The 18,608-nt window shown below is 53.2% G+C and carries 16 protein-coding genes and 1 pseudogene; 10 read left to right on the top strand and 7 right to left on the bottom strand.

The features are described from left to right. Positions 1-170: 170 nt before the first annotated feature. From lldD to ACLJXE_RS04115, 4 genes are all read right to left on the bottom strand, one after another. Positions 171-1,361 (bottom strand): FMN-dependent L-lactate dehydrogenase LldD, encoded by a 1,191-nt coding sequence (gene lldD / locus ACLJXE_RS04130; RefSeq protein WP_410750162.1) that lies wholly within the window; start codon positions 1,359-1,361, stop codon positions 171-173. Then, positions 1,358-2,134 carry a transcriptional regulator LldR gene (lldR, locus tag ACLJXE_RS04125; RefSeq protein WP_286629975.1) on the bottom strand — a complete coding sequence of 259 codons (777 nt, stop codon included), beginning with the start codon at positions 2,132-2,134 and terminating at the stop codon, positions 1,358-1,360. The genes lldD and lldR overlap by 4 nt, the downstream gene beginning before the upstream one ends. Then, positions 2,131-3,786: an L-lactate permease gene (lldP, locus tag ACLJXE_RS04120; RefSeq protein ID WP_137382086.1), complete on the bottom strand. Its 1,656-nt coding sequence runs from the start codon at positions 3,784-3,786 to the stop codon at positions 2,131-2,133. Before lldP ends, lldR begins: the two co-directional genes overlap by 4 nt. 262 nt (positions 3,787-4,048) lie before the next feature. Then, positions 4,049-4,411 (bottom strand): YibL family ribosome-associated protein, encoded by a 363-nt coding sequence (locus tag ACLJXE_RS04115; RefSeq protein ID WP_271440359.1) that lies wholly within the window; start codon positions 4,409-4,411, stop codon positions 4,049-4,051. Between the two features lie 292 nt (positions 4,412-4,703). Between ACLJXE_RS04115 and ACLJXE_RS04110 the strand changes: the two genes are divergently transcribed. Then, on the top strand, positions 4,704-4,910 hold the full coding sequence (locus ACLJXE_RS04110; RefSeq protein WP_271440360.1) for a hypothetical protein: 207 nt from the start codon (positions 4,704-4,706) through the stop codon (positions 4,908-4,910). 11 nt (positions 4,911-4,921) lie between these two features. On the opposite strand, the gene mtlR is transcribed toward ACLJXE_RS04110, so the two are convergent. From mtlR to mtlA, 3 genes are all read right to left on the bottom strand, one after another. Next, on the bottom strand, positions 4,922-5,512 hold the full coding sequence (mtlR, locus tag ACLJXE_RS04105) for a mannitol operon repressor MtlR (RefSeq protein ID WP_271440361.1): 591 nt from the start codon (positions 5,510-5,512) through the stop codon (positions 4,922-4,924). Continuing rightward, positions 5,509-6,657 (bottom strand): mannitol-1-phosphate 5-dehydrogenase, encoded by a 1,149-nt coding sequence (gene mtlD / locus ACLJXE_RS04100; RefSeq protein WP_410750161.1) that lies wholly within the window; start codon positions 6,655-6,657, stop codon positions 5,509-5,511. Before mtlD ends, mtlR begins: the two co-directional genes overlap by 4 nt. Before the next feature lie 138 nt (positions 6,658-6,795). Beyond that, complete coding sequence (mtlA, locus tag ACLJXE_RS04095) at positions 6,796-8,709, bottom strand: PTS mannitol transporter subunit IICBA (RefSeq protein WP_410750160.1); 1,914 nt, start codon at positions 8,707-8,709, stop codon at positions 6,796-6,798. A 533-nt stretch (positions 8,710-9,242) separates the two neighbouring features. Between mtlA and ACLJXE_RS04090 the strand changes: the two genes are divergently transcribed. The 9 genes and pseudogenes from ACLJXE_RS04090 to ACLJXE_RS04050 all read left to right on the top strand — a co-directional run bounded on the left by ACLJXE_RS04090 (position 9,243) and on the right by ACLJXE_RS04050 (position 18,581). Further along, positions 9,243-9,605 (top strand): DUF3302 domain-containing protein, encoded by a 363-nt coding sequence (locus ACLJXE_RS04090; protein WP_286629971.1) that lies wholly within the window; start codon positions 9,243-9,245, stop codon positions 9,603-9,605. Positions 9,606-9,607: 2 nt separating this feature from the next. Continuing rightward, a complete protein-coding gene (locus ACLJXE_RS04085; protein ID WP_286629970.1) occupies positions 9,608-10,744 on the top strand; it encodes an HlyD family secretion protein in 1,137 nt (378 codons plus the stop codon). Positions 10,745-10,842: 98 nt separating this feature from the next. Next, positions 10,843-11,451, top strand: coding sequence for a glutathione S-transferase (locus ACLJXE_RS04080; RefSeq protein WP_271454727.1), 609 nt, complete (start codon positions 10,843-10,845; stop codon positions 11,449-11,451). 98 nt (positions 11,452-11,549) lie between these two features. Next, complete coding sequence (selA, locus tag ACLJXE_RS04075) at positions 11,550-12,941, top strand: L-seryl-tRNA(Sec) selenium transferase (protein WP_410750159.1); 1,392 nt, start codon at positions 11,550-11,552, stop codon at positions 12,939-12,941. Beyond that, positions 12,938-14,782, top strand: a complete 1,845-nt coding sequence (selB, locus tag ACLJXE_RS04070; RefSeq protein WP_410750158.1) for a selenocysteine-specific translation elongation factor — start codon at positions 12,938-12,940, stop codon at positions 14,780-14,782. Before selA ends, selB begins: the two co-directional genes overlap by 4 nt. Before the next feature lie 272 nt (positions 14,783-15,054). Then, positions 15,055-15,168, top strand: a pseudogene (locus ACLJXE_RS04065) (L-threonine dehydrogenase); the annotation flags it as partial. Between the two features lie 208 nt (positions 15,169-15,376). Continuing rightward, the gene (gene aldB / locus ACLJXE_RS04060; protein WP_410750157.1) at positions 15,377-16,915 is read left to right on the top strand and encodes an aldehyde dehydrogenase AldB; all 1,539 of its coding nucleotides are present in this window, start codon (positions 15,377-15,379) and stop codon (positions 16,913-16,915) included. Between the two features lie 194 nt (positions 16,916-17,109). Then, positions 17,110-17,439, top strand: a complete 330-nt coding sequence (locus ACLJXE_RS04055; protein WP_410750156.1) for a DUF3302 domain-containing protein — start codon at positions 17,110-17,112, stop codon at positions 17,437-17,439. Between the two features lie 5 nt (positions 17,440-17,444). Continuing rightward, entirely contained in the window at positions 17,445-18,581 is a 1,137-nt protein-coding gene (locus ACLJXE_RS04050; protein WP_410750155.1) for an HlyD family secretion protein, read from the top strand. Positions 18,582-18,608: the final 27 nt, after the last annotated feature.

Below are 18,608 nucleotides of genomic sequence, written 5' to 3'. Positions count from 1 at the left end.
AGATATACGTGAGAATTGTTCTTGTATTAGCGTGTATATACATTTGGCAGGCGAATAAAAAGTTGTCAAATATATTGGCTGTAAATGTTAAGTAATCGTTACTTTTGCATAAAAAATGGTCGGGCTGAAAAACAGGCCGACCATTAAGAGAAGGGGGTATGAGGGTGTGATTATGCAGCATCACCACGAGCAAGCGGAGGCAGTGCGGTGGGCAGGGTGTTGCCCAGTTCCTGAACCAGCGAGTCACGGCTGATTTCGCTAATGGATTTCGCGCCAGTCAGCGTCATTGCCACTTTCATCTCTTTTTCGATCAGGTTCAGCAAATTCGCCACACCAGCCTGTCCGTGTGTCGCCAGCGCGTACAGGTAAGCGCGACCCAACAGAACGGTATCGGCACCCAGCGCAATCATGCGCACCACGTCCAGACCGTTACGAATGCCGCTGTCTGCCAGAATCGCGATATCGCCTTTCACCGCATCGGCAATGGCGGGCAACGCACGAGCAGAAGACAGTACACCATCCAACTGGCGACCACCGTGGTTAGAAACAACAATGCCATCTGCGCCAAACCTTACGGCGTCACGGGCATCTTCCGGATCGAGGATCCCTTTGATCACCATCGGACCATCCCAGAATTCGCGGATCCACTCGAGGTCTTTCCAGGAAATAGACGGATCGAAGTTATTTGCCAGCCAGCCGATGTAATCCTCAAGACCGGTAGGTTTTCCAAGATAAGTCGAAATATTGCCTAAATCATGCGGACGACCGTTCAGACCAACGTCCCATGCCCACTGTGGATGGGTGACCGCTTGCCAGTAACGGCGCAGCGCCGCATTCGGGCCGCTCATACCGGAATGGGCATCACGGTAGCGGGCGCCAGGCGTGGGCATATCGACAGTAAAGACCAGTGTGGAGCAGCCTGCCGCTTTGGCGCGCTCCAGTGCATTACGCATAAATCCGCGATCGCGAAGGACGTACAGCTGGAACCACATTGGGCGCTTGATGGTCGGGGCGACTTCTTCAATCGGGCAGACGGAAACCGTAGAAAGCGTAAATGGAATACCTTTGGCGTCGGCGGCGGCGGCGGCCTGAACTTCACCCCTACGCGCATACATGCCACACAAACCGACCGGGGCTAATGCCACCGGCATCGACAATTTTTCGTTGAACAGGGTGGTTTCCAGACTAAGGTCGGACATGTTCTTCAGCACGCGCTGACGAAGTGCCACCTCCGATAAGTCTTCCACGTTGCGGCGCAGGGTGTGCTCAGCATATGCGCCGCCATCAATGTAGTGGAACAAGAAGGGGGGCAGAATGCGTTGGGCTGCGGCGCGATAATCGCTGGCTGCTGAAATAATCATGTGTTGTTCTCCCTGCTAATCTCAATAGGGTCACCGGGCAGGCGGGTGATACGCGCCTGGCGGGCCTGGTCTTCATCAAATCGTTTAATCGTGGTGTGGACGAAACTAAGGTGCGCCATCATGGCCTTCCGTGCGCCGTCGGCATCCCCGGCAACGATGGCATCCAGTACAGCCTGATGTTGCTCCGTCAACTGTGAAAAGACGGGCGGTACCAGATACATACGTTGGCGGCTCTGTTTTACCGAAGACTGCAGGACGTCGAAGAAACCGCGCATAGTTTGTAACAGCACCACGTTGTGCGACGCTTCGGCAATAGCGAGGTGAAAGCGCACGTCTGCCTGCGAGGCGAGATCGGGATCTTCGCTTTGCGTGGCGTCGAAACAGAGCCGGATTTTCTCTTTGTCGGCGGCAGTGGCACGCATGGCGGCATGCCAGGCGGTGCTGGCTTCGATGGCGTGACGGGCTTCCAGAATATCGAAACTGTAATCGGGATCGTCTGCCATCAGCGTTTTCAGGGGCTGAACGATGTTTTGTTCAGACCAGGCCTCATGCTGCCAGCGGACAAACGTCCCACCGCCGCGGCGGCTGATCAACACGCCTTCGCTCACCAGCTTGGCTAACGCCTCACGCAGCGAGTTGCGTGATACGCCGAGCTGTACGGCCAGTTGGCGCTCAGCGGGCAACTTCATGCCCGCCTCCAGCTGTTGTTCTTCAATCAGCGCCCGCACACGAGATGCAACGTCGTCTGACAGGCGTCTGGGCATCACAATCATGGAATCATCCAGGTTAAGACATAGGCCTGCAGTGTGGTGATCACACCCACCATGCAGGTGAAAATCAGGCTGTGTTTGACGGTGAAGCGGAACAGATCAGATTCTTTGCCAACCAGTCCCACTGCCGCACAGGCGATGGCGATAGACTGCGGAGAGATCATCTTGCCGGTTACGCCGCCAGTGGTATTTGCCGCTACCATCAGTACGTCAGAAACACCGATTTGCTGCGCCGCCGTTGCCTGTAGCGCCGCGAACAAGGCGTTTGACGAGGTATCAGAGCCCGTCAGGAATACCCCCAGCCAGCCGAGGAACGGTGAGAAGAAAGTGAACGCGCTGCCCGTGTGAGCCAGTGCTAACGCCAGCGTTGAAGAGAGCCCGGAGTAGTTAGAGATAAATGCAAATGCCAGTACCATCCCGATGGAGTAGATCGGCAGCGCCAGATCTTTCAGCGTGCTGCCAAAGGTCTGCAGAGCGGCAGAAGGTTTCATCTTCAGCCAAACGATAGACAGCAGGGCGGCAAACAGGATGGCGGTGCCGGTCGCTGAGAACCAGTCAAATTTGTACACTGCGGCATAAGCTGTGGCCTCGTGTACTACCGGTGGCATACGAGCAACCAGCTTATCGAGGAACGGAACCGGAATGTTGACGACCCAGTGGTACATCGCGCCGCCAGGTGCAAACAGCGCTTTAAACGGCGGTACGCTCCACAGTGTGACGGTGGCGGTCAGGAACAGGAATGGGGACCAGGCGCGGATGATTTGCCCGGCGGTGTAGCGGGTGCGCGACAGGTCCATATCGACCTGCGAAGCCCCCATATCGCCAAAACGGAAGATGCGTACTGGCTGCCAGCGCTTCAGGAACAGCGTCAGACACACCAGGGAAACCAGAGAAGAGATAATGTCCGGCAGTTCTGGCCCGATAAAGTTAGAGCTGAGGTACTGCGCTATAGCGAACGAACCGCCAGCGACCATCACCGCAGGCCAGGTCTCTTTCACGCCACGCCAGCCATCCATAATCGCCATGATCCAGAACAGGACGATAATCGTCAGGAATGGCAGTTGGCGGCCAACCATCTGACCAATTTCAAAGCTGTCCAGCCCGGTGACCTGACCGGCAACCAGAATAGGAATTCCCATCGCGCCAAACGCTACCGGCGCGGTGTTTACGATCAGGCACAAGCCTGCTGCATACAGTGGGTTAAAACCAAGACCAACCAGCAGTGCGGCGGTTATCGCCACCGGTGCGCCAAAGCCCGCGGCCCCTTCGAGGAATGCCCCAAAGGAGAAACCGACAATCAGCATTTGCAGACGCTGGTCAGGGGTAATTGAGAGAATGGATGAGCGGATGATGTCGAACTGCCCGGTTTTCACCGAGATTTTATAGACAAATACCGCTGCGATGATTATCCAGGCTATCGGCCACAGACCATAAAAGAAGCCGTATACCACGGAGGCCAGGGCGTGATCGACCGGCATCTTATAGAACAACAGGGCAACCGACAGGGCAATCACGACCGTCCATGAAGCCGCAACATAGCCTTTCAGCTTGAGCTTAATCAGCGCGAAGAAAAAGAACAGGATAGGTAGCGATGCTATCAGGCTGGAAAGCCAAATATTGCCAGCCGGGTCGTAGTTTTGTTGCCAGAGATTCATTGCAGGTCTCCTGAGGGCCTTCAACATAATGGAATGAGTCTTTGCTCATCTCTTTGTCACACTATGTGTAAAAGTGGCCCTGCCAATATTGTTGTGTAGGGATAATGACAACGAATGGTTAACCAGATGTTATTTATTGGCAACGGTATTGTAGGCTAATTTTAACGAAATGTGAGGGGGTATTCGGATCTGGTGATAATTGGTAGGGCCAATTGGCGGGGGAAGTACAGGGCCGGGCAAGCGGAAGCTGCCCGGCAGGCGATTAGAACTCGCTCTTCGCGAAGCCCGTCATCTCTTTCAGGCCCATTTCACGGCCCAGTTCGGTCATCGGGTGGACAACAATCAGGCCGCGCACGCTTTTCTTCAGCTTACCCATGTCTGCTTGTTCTTTTTTGGTGATGGCGCGGCGGAAGGGGAGCTTAGAGAGCTTTTGTGCTTCTTTGCTCAGCTTTTTACCATGCACTTCACGCAGGCGTGCAATCTCTGCTTCCAGCGTTTCTTTCTCTTTTTCCAGCTCGGCATATTTGTCGGCGGCTTCAACCAGCGAGAGGTCAGCCTGCTGGTGGCGGATAGCGTCCAGACGATCGCTGAGACGTTTAATTTCGTTTTTTTCGACTTCTTTCATAGGATAGCTTCTGATAAAAATAGGATGAATATCCTATAGTATGCGCGCAGAGCGAGATTATTCACAACTAATCGAAGATAAATAATCAAATACCGCAAGTATTACTCCGCTAATGATAATGCTAGTGCTTTGATTAATATGGAATTTTAAGCGATAAGATCAGCGATGGTGCTTTTTATTTGCGGGTTCATAGTGAAGCACGTTTTCCTCAATATAATCGCCCACCTGATCCTAAACTTAAATCATCGACCGCGTAGGCCGTACGCGGAGAATACATGGAGGATTGGTCATCATGGCGAAAATAGGTGAGAACGTCTCTATTCTTATTGATAAAACTATCGATTTTATGGCTTCAAGCCAGGCTTTCCGCGAGTATTTGAATAAAACACCGCCGCGAAACGTTGTCCCTTCTGAAGTTCCGCAAGAGAATGCCGAGCTGTACCTGCAGCGCCTGGCCTACTATCGACAGCTATACCGGCCACAGCAGGAAGGGAAGTAAAGCGCTCCGCTTTATTTTTGAAAGGCTTTTTTTAAGCTGATTTTAGAAATCAGCTCGGTCAGGGAAAGCACCATCGTGGAGCGTACCATTTGCTGGTAGCGCTGGATTTGCATGGCGTGCAGGCCCGAGTCTGAGGTATCAAACTGTGGTGGCGGCGGGAGCGCCGTCACGCAGTGCAGCTCACCAAATGGCCCAAGAATTTCGTCATCGGTGAACGCATATTCGTTGCCGTCGTGATTTAACTCTTCACGCAGTGCCATCAACAGTTCCGCATCCTCATACTCCGGACGACTGAGTACACCCAGGCCGTAGATCAGCTTCAGACGCACTGAAAGATCGCCCAGTGGACCATCGCCGTCGAGTAACGGTTCTACGGCATATTTCACCGCATAGTCGTCTTTGCGAAATACCTGAAGCACCAGGATATTCACCGCCTCGGTGAGTAATTCTACGGCGGTGATGAGGAAGCTGCGTACGGTTTTGCCAGCATTCAGACGCTCAAGCACACGATTTTCAAAGGCCTGTGTTTGTTCCATTATTGCCTGCATATCTGACAATCTGTCATGTCGGCGCAGGATGACCTGCGCCGTATTCTGTATCATTTGGTTGCGTTATATGCGTTAACCGCCTCCGCAACCACATCACTGTTGGCATCCAGTCCGGACACTTGCGCCAGCGCGGCCTGTGGGCCTTTTTCGTCAATCAGTGCAGCCAGTTCCTGCGCCTGCGGATCTTCTGCACTGCGGTAATGCATCGCAGCGGCGATACCCTGAACCAGATTAACGTGCGGCAGACCATACTCCAGCGTGCCCAGCAGTGGTTTAATCAGACGGTCGCCTGCGCTCAGTTTACGCAGCGGCTGACGGCCCACGCGCTCAACGTCATCTTTCAGGTACGGGTTTTCAAAACGACCGAGGATTTTCTGAATGTATGCCGCATGTTTTGCTGCATCAAAGCCATAGCGTTTGATCAGTACCGCGCCGCTCTCTTCCATTGCACCTTTTACCACTGCGCGGATTTTCTCGTCGAGAATCGCGTCACGGATGGTCTGATGACCGGTCAATTTTCCGAGGTACGCGGTTATAGCATGCCCGGTGTTCAGCGTGAAGAGTTTACGTTCGACAAATGCCATCAGGTTATCAGTTAATTCCATTCCTGGGATCGTTGGCAACACGCCTTTGAACTGCGTTTTGTCGACAATCCACTCACTGAAGGTTTCCACGGTCACTTCCAGAGGATCGTGGGTTGCGGAAGCTGAAGGGGGAACGATGCGGTCGACGGCGGAATCGACAAAACCAACATGCTCTTCAACCCAGACTTTGTCTTCATCTGCCAGCGCGTTCATAACGTGGCCTTTCAACTGTGTGGTTCCACGCACCATGTTCTCACAGGCGATGATATTCAGCGGAGTCGCGATGCCCTGCGCCTTGCGTTTAAGCAGCCCTTTGGCGATGGCCGGTGCGATGCGCTCAAGCACGACCGGACCGACGGCGGTGGTGACTAAATCTACGTGGGCAATCAGTTCAATGACATCATCGCCGATGCTGCTCACGGCATTGACGCCGGACACGGTATCAACCTGCTCGTTTTCACCGACTACATGAACCTGATAGCTATGACGGGCATTCAGGGCATCGAGCACGACCTGATTTACATCCGCGAACGTCAGTTGTATCCCCGCGTCCGCCAGCAGTTTGCCGATAAAGCCACGACCGATATTACCTGCGCCAAAATGTAATGCTTTCATAGTATTAACCTTCATTAATGTTTTTACCCAAGAGGGCTGGGGTGAGGGACTGCATAGATTTCCCCTCACCCAAACCCTCTCCCTTGCGGGAGAGGAAACCGTAGGCCCGATTAGCGTAGCGCCATCGGGCAACGGGGTTTACTTACGACCCGTCAGCAGCTCCAGAACTTCATCCACGCTGGTGGTTTTTGTCAGACGCTCAATCACCGATTCATCATCCAGGGCGTTGGTCAGGCTGGTGATGACCTGGATATGCTCGTTGTTACGTGCGGCGATACCAATGACCAGACGGGCAATGTCGTCTTCTTCTTCACCGAAGCGTACGCCTTCCGGGTACTGGCAGAACACGACACCTGTTTTCAGCACGCGGTCTTTGGCTTCCACTGTACCGTGTGGCACCGCAATGGACTCACCCAGATAGGTTGGGGTCAGTTTTTCGCGGTCCAGCATCGCCTCGACGTATTCTGGCTCAACATAGCCGCCTTTCACCAGTTGCTCACCGGCAAAGCGAATCGCTTCTTCTTTGTTGGCGGCTTTACGGCCCAGGAAGATATTCTCCGCACCCAGTTTGAACAGGTTGTTATCACCCTCATCAAAGCTGTCTTTCAGGTGATCGCGTACTTTTTCTTCGTTAACGTTGTGGCGCTGTGCCGCAACCAGACGCTCAGTCAGGTTGGTGTAAAGACCGCTGTCGAGGAAGTTGGTTAGCGAAATGTGCTGAGCCTGAGGAACCTGGCGCATCGCACGTTCGGTCAGGTCACGGTGGGTAATGACCAGATCCACATCCGGCGGCAGATTGTTGATTGCGCTGTTGGTAACGGAAATCTGCGACAGACCGGCATCCTGCACTTTCTTACGCAGTACGCCCGCACCCATGGCGCTGGAACCCATACCGGCATCGCAGGCAACGATGATTTTACGCACGTGGCTCAGGTCGTTGGTAACGTCGCCAGCCGCCAGCGGAGATGCACCTTTGGATTCCGCTTTCATGTCGTTCATACGACGGGTTGCGGCTTCAATGTCGTCTTCTTCTTTCACTTTGCTGGTTTTCAGCAGAATCGCCGAGACCACAAAGGAGACCGCCATTGCCGCACAAATTGCCGCGATGTTGGCGAAGTAAGCACCCTTAGGCGTCATTGCCAGTACGGCCAGAATAGAACCCGGAGAGGCCGGAGACACCAGGCCGCCGTTGAGGATAGTCAGCGTAAATACGCCAGTCATACCGCCGAGGATAACGGCCAGGATCAGACGCGGGTTCATCAGCACGTATGGGAAGTAAATTTCGTGGATACCACCCAGGAAATGGATGATAGCCGCGCCGCCCGCAGACTGTTTAGCGCTGCCGCGACCGAAGAACATGTACGCCAGCAGAACACCCATACCCGGGCCTGGGTTTGCTTCAATCAGGAAGAAGATGGATTTACCCATCTCATGGGACTGCTGAATGCCCAGCGGTGAGAAAATACCGTGGTTGATGGCGTTGTTGAGGAACAGGATTTTCGCCGGTTCAACGAAGATAGACGCCAGCGGCAGCATGTCATGGACAACCATGAAGTTAACGCCGGCCGCCAGAATTTTGGACAGGGCTTCAACCAATGGGCCAATACCGAGGAAGGCCAGAATGGCGAGGATCATCCCGATGATGCCGGCGGAGAAGTTATTCACCAGCATCTCAAAGCCGGATTTGATCTTACCGTCTACCCAGCGGTCAAAGTGTTTGATAGCCCAGCCGCCCAGAGGACCGGCGATCATTGCACCGAGGAACATCGGCATATCCGCACCGACGATCACGCCCATGGTGGTGATAGCGCCGACGACACCGCCGCGATCGCCGCCAACCAGCTTACCACCGGTATAACCGATCAACAGCGGTAGCAGATAGGTGATCATCGGGCCGACCAGCTTCGCCAGCGTTTCGTTCGGCAACCACCCTGTCGGAATGAATAATGCGGTGATAATACCCCACGCGATAAACGCGCCGATATTTGGCATCACCATGTTGCTGAGGAATCGACCAAAGCTTTGCACCTTGATCTTAATATCGGATGACATAAAAACACCCCTTCTTATGTTTGCTGTCGCGCAGGCTAAAAGCCCGAGGTTTGTTAATGTAGCGGCAGGAGGTAGCCGGACCCTGTAGATACTGCGAAATCTGGCACTGAATCGTTCAACTGTCCAGTCGACGACTTTTAGTGTGATCAGTGTCACGTAAATATAGGGTTCACGGTATTACTTAATGTGATTTTGATCACAAATTACCGGTATAAAAAAACATCACCACCCGAGGATGGGCTGTAAAAGGCACTTAAATGTGAACTTGTTCACGTTTTTGCTTTGGCTGTTTGTTGGGTATTTGTGATCTACTTCGCAATAAATATTTGCCTGGATTTCTCCTGGTGTGATCTTGCGCGGATTCTGTTTCATCACCCATTTCTTGCCGCTACCTCGCGAGCCGTCAACCTGCAAATTTATACCCTGGTGGTATGGCGGAAATGGCGAACTGCAATTATGTTCAAATTACCAGCCATGACTCCTTTCGGCTGCCTGCAATTGAAAGCTCTGATTAGCGTGAATACGAGGCGGGTATGTTTCTAAACTATTTCGCGTTAGGTGTGCTGATCTTCGTTTTTCTGGTTCTGTTTTACGGAATCATCGCCATCCATGATATTCCCTATAACATGGCTAAGAAGCGTAACCATCCCCATGCCGATGCCATCCATACGGCGGGTTGGGTGAGTCTTTTTACACTGCATGTTATCTGGCCGTTCCTGTGGATCTGGGCCACGCTCTATCAGCCAGAACGAGGCTGGGGGATGCAGTCACACATTACGCCGACCGGGAAGGAACCTGACCCTGAAATTGCCGCGCTGGCTACGCGTATCACCCAGTTGGAAAAAAGACTGGATGGGGAGAAAAAAGACGATAACTCCACCTTTCCGGAGATTTGATCATGGATTTGTTGATTGTCCTGACTTACGTGGCATTTGCCTGGGCCATCTTTAAAATATTCCGTATTCCGGTAAACCAATGGACGCTTGCCACCGCCGCGTTAGGTGGGGTGTTTATTGTGGCGGGACTCATCTTATTAATGAACTATAACCACCCGTATACCTTTACGGCGCAAAAGGCGGTTATTTCAATTCCTGTAACCCCACAGGTCACGGGAATTGTGAGTGAGGTGACAGATAAAAATAATCAGCTGATTAATAAAGGCGAGGTGTTATTTAAACTCGATCCCGTGCGTTATCAGGCGCGAGTGGACCGACTGCAGGCCGACCTGGTGACCGCCACGCACAATATCGACAATCTGAAAGCCCAACTTTCTGAAGCCGTCGCCAATACCACCCGCGTTTCCGCTGAACGCGACCGCCTGTATAAAGATTATCAACGCTATTTGAAGGGTAGTCAGGCGAAGGTTAATCCATTCTCTGAAAGCGATATCGACAACGCCCGGCAGAACTATCTGGCACAGGATGCGCTGGTAAAAGGCTCCGTTGCCGAACAGACGCAGATTCAGAGTCAGTTAGACAGTATGGTCAACGGGGAGCAATCTCAGGTCGCGTCTCTGCGCGCTCAGCTCGCTGAAGCCAAATACAATCTTGAGCAGACTATCGTCCGTGCCCCCAGCAATGGCTATGTTACGCAGGTGCTTATTCGGCCCGGGACCTACGCCGCCGCGCTGCCTCTACGCCCGGTGATGGTGTTTATTCCCGAACAAAAACGGCAAATCGTGGCGCAATTCCGCCAGAACTCGTTGCTGCGTCTTAAACCGGGTGATGAAGCGGAAGTCGTCTTCAACGCGCTGCCAGGCCAGGTATTCCCCGGCAAGCTCACCAGCATTCTGCCGGTTGTGCCGGGCGGTTCTTATCAGGCTCAGGGAGCGTTGCAGTCCCTGACGGTGGTGCCAGGTACCGATGGCGTGCTGGCCACGATTGAGCTGGCTCCCAATGCCGATGTGGATGCACTACCGGACGGTATCTATGCCCAGGTGGCGGTCTATTCCGACCATTTCGCTCACGTGTCAGTGATGCGTAAAGTGCTGCTGCGTATGACCAGTTGGATGCATTATCTTTATTTGGATCATTGAGACCGTCATCACCTGCCATTTGTCGTGGCCTGAGCCATACTAAGCGGTGTCCAGACATTCGTTGGACACCGCTTTTTTGTTGGCAAAAAGGACACGGCATGAAACTCATTGGCAGCTATACCAGCCCTTTTGTGCGTAAAATTTCTATTCTGTTGCTGGAAAAGGGCATCACCTTCGAATTCGTTAATGAACTCCCCTATAACGCGGAAAACGGCGTGGCGCGATATAACCCGTTAGGCAAAGTGCCCGCGCTGGTCACTGATGAGGGAGAGTACTGGTTTGATTCACCGATCATTGCTGAATATATAGAGCTGTTGGATATTGCACCCGCTATGCTTCCGCGTGAGCCGCTGGCAGCGCTGAAAGTACGGCAACTGGAAGCACTGGCGGACGGTATTATGGATGCCGGGTTGGTGTCGGTACGTGAGCAGGCGCGCCCCGCTGCGCAGCAGTCAGAAACTGAATTGCTACGCCAGCGCGAAAAAATTACCCGCAGCCTGGATGTGCTGGAAGGTTATCTGGCGGACGGTACGCTGAAAACGGATACGGTTAATCTGGCAACGATTGCGATTGCCTGTGCCGTGGGCTATCTCAATTTTCGTCGGGTTGCACCTGGCTGGTGTGTTGACCGACCACGTCTGGTGAAACTGGTGGAAACACTCTTTCAACGAGAAAGCTTCGCCCGCACAGAACCGCCAAAGGCTTGATGCGTATTATGTCCGCCTGAGTAAAGTCACGGTACAATCCCCTGCATATCGATATCCCTCTCCACGGTGGAGGGGGCCACCAACAGCCAGGCCCTTTCATGACAACCGACATGCGTTCACTCTACAGCCAGCTTCCTGCTATCGATCGTTTACTGCGCGATAGCGCCTTCCAGGTTTTACGTGAGTCCCACGGTCATACCCGCGTGGTGGACCTGCTGCGTCATATGCTCGATGAAGCCAGAGAGGCGATTCGCGACACGCAGGCGCTTCCAGCATGGGGGGAAGACTGGGCGCAAGAGGCTAGCGCCCGGCTCGAGCGAGAATCGCAAAGTGCACTGCGTCCGGTTATTAATCTGACGGGGACTGTGCTGCATACCAATCTTGGGCGTGCATCACAAGCTGAGGAGGCGATTGCTGCGGTGGTGCAGGCGATGCGTACGCCGGTGACGCTGGAATACAGCCTGACTGATGCCGGGCGTGGACATCGCGACCGGGCGCTGGCGGATTTACTCTGCCGCCTGACCGGCGCGGAAGATGCCTGTATCGTCAATAATAATGCCGCTGCGGTTCTGCTGATGCTGGCGGCCACCGCGGCGGGCAAAGACGTGGTGGTATCACGCGGCGAGCTGGTCGAAATTGGCGGCGCGTTTCGTATTCCCGACGTGATGTCTCAGGCTGGATGTATCCTGCGCGAGGTTGGCACCACCAACCGTACCCATGCCAGTGATTATCGTCAGGCGGTTAATGAAAATACGGGCCTGCTGATGAAGGTACATACCAGTAATTACAGCATTGAAGGCTTTACGAAAGCGGTGGATGAAACGGAGTTGGCCGCTATTGGTCAGGAGCTGGATGTGCCGGTAGTGGCGGATCTGGGTAGCGGCTCGCTGGTCGATCTCAGTCAGTATGGTTTGCCGCAGGAGCCGATGCCGCAGCAGCTCATTGCCGCCGGTGTGAGCCTGGTGAGTTTCTCTGGTGACAAGCTGTTGGGCGGGCCGCAGGCTGGCATTATTGTGGGTAAAAAAGAGATGATCGCCCGCTTACAACGACACCCACTGAAACGTGCATTACGGGCTGATAAAATGACGTTGGCAGCGCTGGAAGCCACGCTGCGGCTCTATCTGCACCCAGAAGCGCTGGCGGAGAAATTGCCAACGCTACGCCAGCTCACCCGCACGAAAGAGGCGATCCACGAGCAGGCACTACGATTACAAGCACAACTGACAGAACATTATGGTGCCGAGTTTGCGTTGAATGTCATGCCTTGCCTGTCGCAGATTGGTAGCGGCTCGTTACCGGTTGATAGGCTGCCGAGCGTGGCATTAACCTTTGCCCCGCATGACGGGCGTGGAAGCCGCCTCGAAGCGCTGGCCGCCCGCTGGCGTCTGCTGCCCGTGCCGGTCATTGGGCGAATTTATGATGGTCGCTTGTGGTTGGATCTGCGCTGCCTTGAAGACGAGACCCGGTTTATGGAGATGATGCTGAAATGATTATTGCAACCGCCGGACACGTTGACCACGGAAAAACAACGTTATTACAGGCGATTACCGGCGTGAATGCCGACCGACTGCCGGAAGAAAAAAAGCGCGGCATGACTATCGACCTCGGCTATGCCTACTGGCCGCAGGCGGATGGGCGGGTACTGGGATTTATCGATGTCCCTGGCCACGAAAAGTTTCTGTCCAACATGCTGGCGGGTGTCGGTGGTATCGACCACGCGCTGCTGGTGGTGGCCTGTGATGATGGCGTGATGGCGCAAACGCGTGAACACTTGCAAATCCTGCAACTGACAGGCAACCCACAACTTACCGTGGCGCTGACCAAAGCCGATCGCGTTGATGAAGCACGCATTGACGAAGTACGTGCTGAAGTGCAAACCACGCTGGGTAACTATGGTTTTGCCGATGCGATACTGTTCGTGACGGCCGCCAGTGAAGGCCGTGGTATCGAAGCGCTGCGTGACCATTTGCTGCAGTTGACGCCGCGTGAGCTGGCCCGCGATCACACCTTCCGCCTGGCCATTGACCGCGCTTTCACGGTAAAAGGCGCAGGTCTGGTTGTCACGGGAACGGCGCTCAGCGGAGAAGTGAATGTCGGGGATGCGTTGTGGCTGACCGGGGTTAACAAACCGATGCGCGTACGTAGCCTGCATGCGCAAAATCAGCCGACCGAACATGCTCACGCCGGACAGCGAATTGCGCTGAACATTGCCGGTGATGCGGAAAAAGAAGAGATTAACCGTGGTGACTGGTTGCTTGCTGATGCGCCGCCGGAGGCCTTCTCACGCGTTATTGTCTCTTTAGAACACTCGGCCCCCCTGATGCAGTGGCAGCCGCTACATATCCACCACGCAGCCAGCCATGTGACCGGTCGCATCTCACTGCTCGAAGGGACGCTGGCGGAACTGGTGTTTGATACACCGCTGTGGCTGGCTGATAACGACAGGCTGGTGCTGCGTGATATTTCTGCCCGTACGACGCTGGCAGGCGCACGTGTTGTGACACTGAATCCACCGCGTCGTGGGAAGCGTAAGCCGGAGTATTTACAGTGGCTGTCGGCGCTGGAAAATGCACAGAATAATGGTGAAGCGTTGGCATTGCATCTGACGCGCGGCGCGGTGAACATTCCCGATTTCGCGTGGGCACGCCAGCTCAATGGCGATGGCATGCGTCCGTTGATTGAGCAACATGGATTTATTCGCGCCGGGTATAGTCTGTTGAATGCGCCCGTTGCTGCACGCTGGCAACGTAAGATTCTGGATACGCTGGCGACCTACCATGAGCAACATCGTGATGAGCCAGGGCCTGGACGTGAACGCCTGCGTCGTATGGCCCTGCCGATGGAAGATGAAGCGCTGGTCCTGCTGCTGATTGAAAAGATGCGCGATAGCGGTGCTATTCATAGCCATCATGGCTGGTTACATTTGCCAGATCATAAGGCCGGTTTCAGCGATGAGCAGCGGGCTATCTGGCAAAAAGTAGAACCTCTGTTTGGTGATGAGCCGTGGTGGGTGCGAGATTTGGCGAAAGAAACGGGAACGGACGAGCAGGCGATGCGTCTGGCGCTACGGCAGGCGGCGCAGCAGGGCATTATTACGGCGATCGTCAAAGATCGCTATTATCGTAACGATCGGATTGTGGCCTTTGCGAATCTGATCCGCGAACTGGATCAGGAAAGAGGGTCGACCTGCGCTGCCGATTTTCGCGACAGACTCAATGTCGGACGCAAACTGGCTATCCAGATTCTGGAATATTTTGACCGTATCGGCTTTACTCGTCGTCGGGGAAATGATCATTTATTGCGCGATGCGTTACTGTTTCCCGAAAAGTAACGAAATAATTAATTCAGGAATAAGATGAATTAATACAAAATAAACATTGATTTAAATAAGCACATTAGATTACGAACACTAATGTGCTTTTTAATTTCTGATGCTATTAAAATAACAACCACGATCATATTTTGTTGAGATTATCACTCGTATGCTTCCTTCCTCTTTTGAGTAATTAAGGATCGTACAATGGCGGAATATGGATTTCGTCGTACGTTAATTGTCACGGATTCCATGCTGGCGAAATTCGGTATAGCGAGTGAAATTCAAAAAGCGCTGCAGGAACGGCATCTGAAATGACCCGTTTTGGCATCATTACCGACGAAGTACGCCACATCAAAATGGCGATTGTGGATAAGCATGTTACGCCGCGGCAATCCGCAAACTGGCCCAGAAAGTGAAAATTCCGGCAGGTTTGCGTGAGCTGAACGTTAAGGAAGAAGACTTTGCTGTGCTGGCGACCCATGAGGACATCATGGCGATCTACCGCGCGGCAATGTAATTCGTGATATCTGTCGTAAAGCCGTAAAAGGCTGGCGAATAATTCGCCAGTCCCGTCTACCTTTGTAATACCCCTACAGCAAGGAGACGGTCATGACCAATAACCCCCCTTCAACGCGTATTTATCCCGGCGAGTATGGTTACCCCCTGAAGTTAAAGGCGCGATACGATAACTTTATCGGCGGCGACTGGGTCGCACCGGTGGACGGTGAGTATTACCAGAATCTGACGCCAGTCACCGGGCAATTACTGTGCGAAGTGGCCTCTTCCGGCAAAAAGGATATCGACCTGGCACTGGATGCTGCGCATAAAGTTAAAGAGCAGTGGGCACATACCTCGGTGCAGGACAGGGCGGCGATTCTGTTCAAAATTGCCGACCGTATGGAGCAAAACCTGGAGCTGTTGGCCACCGCAGAAACCTGGGATAACGGCAAACCGATTCGCGAAACCAGCGCCGCTGACGTGCCGCTGGCCATTGACCATTTCCGCTACTTCGCCTCCTGTATCCGCGCACAGGAAGGGGGAATCAGTGAAGTTGATAGCGACACTGTGGCGTATCACTTCCACGAGCCTCTTGGCGTGGTAGGGCAAATTATTCCGTGGAACTTCCCACTGCTGATGGCGAGCTGGAAGATGGCGCCTGCGCTGGCGGCGGGGAACTGCGTGGTGTTGAAACCTGCTCGTCTGACGCCGCTGTCGGTCCTGCTGCTGATGGAAGTCATCGGTGATTTGCTCCCGCCGGGTGTGGTGAACGTGGTCAACGGTGCGGGTGGGGAAATCGGGGAGTATCTGGCGACGTCAAAACGCATTGCGAAAGTGGCGTTTACCGGTTCGACGGAAGTCGGGCAGCAGATCATGCAGTACGCAACGCAAAACATCATCCCGGTCACGCTGGAACTGGGCGGTAAGTCGCCAAATATCTTCTTCGCTGATGTGATGGATGAAGAAGATGCGTTCTTCGACAAGGCGCTGGAAGGCTTCGCGTTATTTGCATTTAACCAGGGTGAGGTATGTACCTGCCCAAGCCGCGCACTGGTACAGGAATCCATTTACGAACGTTTCATGGAAAGAGCGATTCGTCGCGTAGAGAGTATCCGCAGTGGCAACCCGCTAGACAGCGTCACACAAATGGGGGCGCAGGTTTCCCATGGTCAACTGGAAACCATTCTGAATTACATCGATATTGGTAAGAAAGAAGGGGCGGATGTTCTGACCGGCGGACGGCGTAAGCAGCTGGAGGGGGAGCTAAAAGAAGGCTACTACCTCGAACCTACCATTCTGTTTGGTAAGAACAACATGCGTGTTTTTCAGGAGGAGATCTTTGGCCCGGTACTGGCGGTCACTACCTTTAAAACCATGGATGAGGCGCTGGAAATCGCCAATGACACGCAATATGGGCTAGGCGCCGGCGTCTGGAGTCGCAACGGTAATTTAGCATACAAGATGGGACGCGGTATTCAGGCAGGCCGTGTCTGGACCAACTGTTACCACGCTTACCCGGCCCACGCCGCGTTTGGTGGCTATAAGCAGTCGGGCATCGGGCGCGAGACACACAAAATGATGCTCGAGCATTATCAGCAAACCAAGTGCCTGTTGGTGAGCTACTCGGATAAACCGCTGGGACTGTTTTAATCTCATGTCATATCATTGCCCGGTATCGCATAGCGAGCCGGGCCTTCCGCATTTCTGCAGGTATATATAAACTCATATATCGTTATATAAATAAGACCATTGCATGCGATCTGGTCATGCCACTAGTATTATCAACTCTATTGTTGAAAACAATCAGCATCCGAATTTATTAATTTTAAATCTCTGAGGCAAATATGTTTCTTGATTATTTTGCATTAGGAGTGCTTATTTTTGTATTCCTGGTCATTTTTTATGGGGTTATTATTTTGCATGATATCCCTTATTTAATCGCAAAAAAACGTAACCATCCTCATGCCGATGCAATACATGTTGCTGGCTGGGTAAGTTTGTTTACATTGCATGTGATTTGGCCCTTTTTATGGATCTGGGCAACGCTTTATCGCCCGGAGCGTGGGTGGGGCATGCAAAGTCAGAGTGTTGACTCTTCCCTGACCCTGCTTCAGGCGCGGGTAGCAGATTTGGAAAAGAAACTGGGTGAGGCTACCCCCTCTCCGGCGGAGTAATATCGATGGATTTACTGATCGTTTTGACCTATGTGGCTTGCGCATGGTCGGTATTTAAAATTTTTAAAATCCCTGTCAATAAATGGACCGTACCTACCGCGGCATTGGGCGGTATTTTTATTGTTTGCGGGCTTATATTACTGATGAATTATAACCACCCTTATACATTTAAAGCACAAAAGGCGGTAATTTCTATTCCCGTCGTGCCGCAAGTAACGGGAGTGGTAACGGAAGTCACGGATAAGAAGAACACGTTGATTAAAAAAGGCGAAGTTCTGTTTAAACTGAATCCGGGGCGTTATCAGGCGCGGGTTGACCGCCTGAAAGCCGACATTGTCACGGCACAGCATAAAGAGCAGGCTCTTGCTGCGCAGCTGGATGAAATGGCTGCAAATACGCAGCGGGCAAAAGCCACACGTGACAAGCTGGCGAAAGATTACCAACGCTATGCGCAGGGGAGTCAGGCGAAGGTGAATCCTTTTTCTGAACGCGATATTGATGCGGCGCGGCAAAACTATCTGGCGCAGGAAGCGTCGGTAAAATCCTCGATTGCCGAACAACAGCAAATACAGAGTCAGTTAGACAGCCTGGTGCTGGGTGAAAATTCGCAAATTGCCAGCCTGAAAGCACAGCTGGCTGAAGCGGAGTTTAATCTTGACCAAACCGTGGTTCGCGCACCCAGCGATGGTTACGTTACGCAGGTGCTGATGCGGCCAGGAACCTATGCCGCTGCGCTGCCGATGCGCCCGGTAATGGTGTTTATCCCGGAGCAAAAACGGCAAATTATCGCCCAGTTCCGCCAAAATTCGTTGCTGCGACTGGAACCCGGCGATGAAGCCGAAGTGGTGTTTAATGCACTGCCGGGTAAAGTGTTTAGCGGTAAGCTGGCGGCTATTAGCCCAGCCGTTCCGGGAGGGACATATCAGTCGAATGGGGCGCTGCAATCTTTGAATTCTACGCCTGGTTCAGAAGGGGTGATTGCCACAATCGAATTGAATGAGAATGTGGATTTGAATGCGCTGCCTGATGGTATTTACGCCCAGGTCGCGGTCTACTCAGACCATTTTGCCCATGTCTCAGTGATGCGCAAAGTCCTGCTGCGTATGACCAGTTGGGTGCATTACCTGTATCTCGACCACTAAACGTCGGCTATTGGCTTACCTTTCTCG

Source organism: Citrobacter sp. U14242 (assembly GCF_046555775.1).
In the GTDB taxonomy this organism is placed as follows: Bacteria; Pseudomonadota; Gammaproteobacteria; order Enterobacterales; family Enterobacteriaceae; genus Citrobacter.
Note: the sequence above shows the minus strand (reverse complement) of the source record. Positions and strands in the feature narration are given on the sequence as shown.